Annotated in this window: 4 protein-coding genes; all 4 read right to left on the bottom strand. The window is 69.5% G+C overall.

Going from position 1 to position 2,853, the window contains the following annotated elements; translation table 11 throughout:
* Positions 1 to 45: 45 nt before the first annotated feature.
* Genes AC1DOC_RS27720 through AC1DOC_RS27705 form a run of 4 tightly spaced genes read right to left on the bottom strand, consistent with a single transcriptional unit; the run spans position 46 to position 2,759 of the window.
* Complete coding sequence (locus AC1DOC_RS27720) at positions 46 to 798, bottom strand: amino acid ABC transporter ATP-binding protein (protein ID WP_015865894.1); 753 nt, start codon at positions 796 to 798, stop codon at positions 46 to 48.
* A gap of 2 nt (positions 799 to 800) precedes the next feature.
* Positions 801 to 1,388 carry a hypothetical protein gene (locus tag AC1DOC_RS27715; protein ID WP_478130924.1) on the bottom strand — a complete coding sequence of 196 codons (588 nt, stop codon included), beginning with the start codon at positions 1,386 to 1,388 and terminating at the stop codon, positions 801 to 803.
* A 14-nt stretch (positions 1,389 to 1,402) separates the two neighbouring features.
* Positions 1,403 to 2,083 carry an ABC transporter permease gene (locus AC1DOC_RS27710; RefSeq protein ID WP_015865892.1) on the bottom strand — a complete coding sequence of 227 codons (681 nt, stop codon included), beginning with the start codon at positions 2,081 to 2,083 and terminating at the stop codon, positions 1,403 to 1,405.
* A gap of 4 nt (positions 2,084 to 2,087) precedes the next feature.
* Complete coding sequence (locus AC1DOC_RS27705) at positions 2,088 to 2,759, bottom strand: ABC transporter permease subunit (protein ID WP_015865891.1); 672 nt, start codon at positions 2,757 to 2,759, stop codon at positions 2,088 to 2,090.
* Positions 2,760 to 2,853: the final 94 nt, after the last annotated feature.

Raw genomic sequence — 2,853 nt, 5'->3', positions numbered from 1 at the left:
CGTGTGCGCCGAGTGAGCGCACGAATTTGCGGCAAGGACCTCGGGTCAGAAGACCTTGCTGAGGAATCGCTGGATGCGCGGGTCCGCGCAGTTGCCGAAGAACTCGCCGGGCGGCGCGGCCTGCACGATGCGCCCGCCGTCCATGAACGCGACCTTGTCGGCGACCGCCCGCGCGAAGCCCATTTCGTGGGTGATGCAGATCATCGTCATGCCGTCCCGCGCCAGCAGGATCATGGTTTCGAGCACTTCCTTGACCATCTCCGGATCGAGTGCCGACGTGGCCTCGTCGAACAGCATGACGGAAGGATTCAGGCAGAGGGCCCGCGCGATGGCGACGCGCTGCTGCTGTCCGCCCGAGAGCTGGGCCGGATAGGCCGATGCCTTCTCGGCGAGCCGGACCTTGTCGAGGTACGCGAGTGCGGTCTGCCGGGCCTCCTGCCGTGAGCGGTGCCGGACCCAGCGCTGTGCCAGGGTGCAGTTCTCGAGCACGGTGAGGTGCGGAAACAGGTTGAACTGCTGGAACACCATGCCGATGTTGGCGCGTACCAGATCGGCATGGCGCATGCGCGGCGAGACCGCGACGCCGTTGACCGTCACGGTGCCGCTTCCGTAGCCCTCGAGTCCGCTGATGCACCGCGCGAGCGTCGACTTGCCCGAACCCGAGGGGCCGCACACGACCACGCGCTCGCCGGCGGCGACGCTCAGATGGACGTCGCTGAGCACCTGGTGCGCGTGGAAATGCTTGGACAGCCCCGCGACCGAGACCATCGGGTCGAGAGAGCAGATGGCTGTGCCCATGCTCAGGCTCCCCGCCGATAGAGCAGGGCGGCAGGGCTGTCGCGCCAGGCGCTCAGTTCCCCGGTGCTCACGCGGGTGCGCCCATAGACCATCCAGGCATCGTCGACCGTGCCGATGAACTGCTTCACATAGAGGCGCTCGGGGTGCTTTTCCGCGGCCGAGGCATAGCCGCGGCCGACCGCGTACTTTCCGTCCAGCACGCCCTGCGTGACCTCGGCGACGGTCTCCACGAATTCGATCTGCGGCCACTGGCGGCGGTCGATGTACGGCAGGGTGGGGCGCATGACCGCGAGGGACGTGGGTTGCGCGGCATCGTGGCGCTGGAGGATCGCCAGATCCTGACTCGGCGAGATGAAGGTGTCGATCAGGTGGAGGCCGACGAAGCACTTCGCGACCGTCGAGGCGGCCGCGGGATGCACCGCGCACTGGATCATGAAATCGGCCTCGCCCCGAAGCACGGCACCGGCGCCGCGCTCGAAATCGGGGACCAGGTCCAGGATCGCGGTGTCGCGAAGGCCGTGAAAGTCGAGGTAGCGGCGCGCCACGAATTCGTGGTTGCTGCCTGCCGGGCCCAGGGTGAGGAATTTCATGCGTTTGCTTGGGTTCAGTGGGGACGATGCAACGAGGCCTCGAGCGCGCGCACGCCGCGCAGCAGGACGTAGTTGATGGCGAGATAGACGAGGCCCGCGCCGAGAAAGATCTCGTAAGGCGCGTAGGTCTCGGCGGTGAGCAGGCGGGCGCTGCCCGTGAGCTCGAGCAGGGTGACGGTGCTGGCGAGCGAGGTCGCCTTGCAGGTCAGGATGATCTCGTTGCCGAAGGCCGGCAGCGCCGCGCGCACCGCGAGCGGCAGGTCGATCAGGCCGAAGGCCTGGGCGCGGCCGAGCCCCAGGACGCGGGCGGCCTCGCGCGTCCCCCGCGGGATCGCGGCCAGTGCGGCGCCCAGTGTCTTGCCCGTGTAGGCGGCCGAGTTCAGTCCCAGGGCGATCACCACGCACCAGTAGGGATCGCGCAGCACGGGCCAGAGCACGGAATGCCGGATCAGGTCGAACTGGCCGGCCCCGTAGTAGAGCAGGAACAGCTGGACCAGCGCGGGGGTCCCGCGAAAGAAGAGCACGTAGGCATGGGCCGCCGCGCGCAGACCGGCGGCCCGCGCGTTCCGGCCGAGGGCAACGGGGATCGACAGGGCCGTGCCCAGGAGGATGACCCAGGCCGTGAGTGCGAGCGTGAGCCCGGCGCCCTCGACCAGCGCGGGCAGCACGGACCACAGAAGGGTGATGTCGAACATGGGATCAGGCGGCCAGCGGGCGGGCGGCTCGGCGCTCCGCCCACTCGAGGCACAGCGTGGCGAAGCCGGTCAGCGCAAGATAGATGCAGGCGGCGGCGAGGTACATCGTGAACGGCTCGCGCGTCGCGCCGGAGGCCTCCGCGGCCTTGCGCATGAGTTCGTCGCACCCGACGATGGAGACGATCGAGGTCTGCTTGAGCAGAACGATCGACTGGTTGCCGAACGGGGCGAGGGCGAAGCGGGCCGCCTGCGGCAGCACGACGGTCCACAGCGCCTGGGCGCGCGACAGTCCGAGCGTCCTCGCGGCCTCCCGCTGGGTTTTCGGGACCGCCAGCAGCGCGCCCCGCGCGATCTCGGCGGCATAGGCGCCGAACGAGAGCGCCAGCGCGGCCACGCCGGCGAGGAAGGTATCGATCTCGACATAGCGGCCGGTGAGCGCGGCGAGCGTGAGCGAGCCGCCAAAGAAGACGGCGAAGACGATCAGCAGGTCGGGAATGCCCCGGACCACCGCGGCGTAGCCGTTGCCGGCGGCCCGCAGAACGCGGTGGCCCGAGAGCTGCAGGCCGCAGACGGCGGCGCCGAACAGCGTGCCGAGCAGCAACGCGGCGGCCGCGAGCTGCAGCGTCGCGAGCGCGCCCAGGAGCAGCTGCCCGCCAAAACCATGGAGGATGTTCATCGGGGGTCGCGGCGCCTACATCAGCTTGAACGGGAAGTACTTCGCCGTGATGCGGTCGTAGGTGCCGTCGGCCCGGATCGCTTCCAGCGCGGCG

Source organism: Variovorax sp. 01T439_2, from assembly GCF_056398445.1.
Note: the sequence above shows the minus strand (reverse complement) of the source record. Positions and strands in the feature narration are given on the sequence as shown.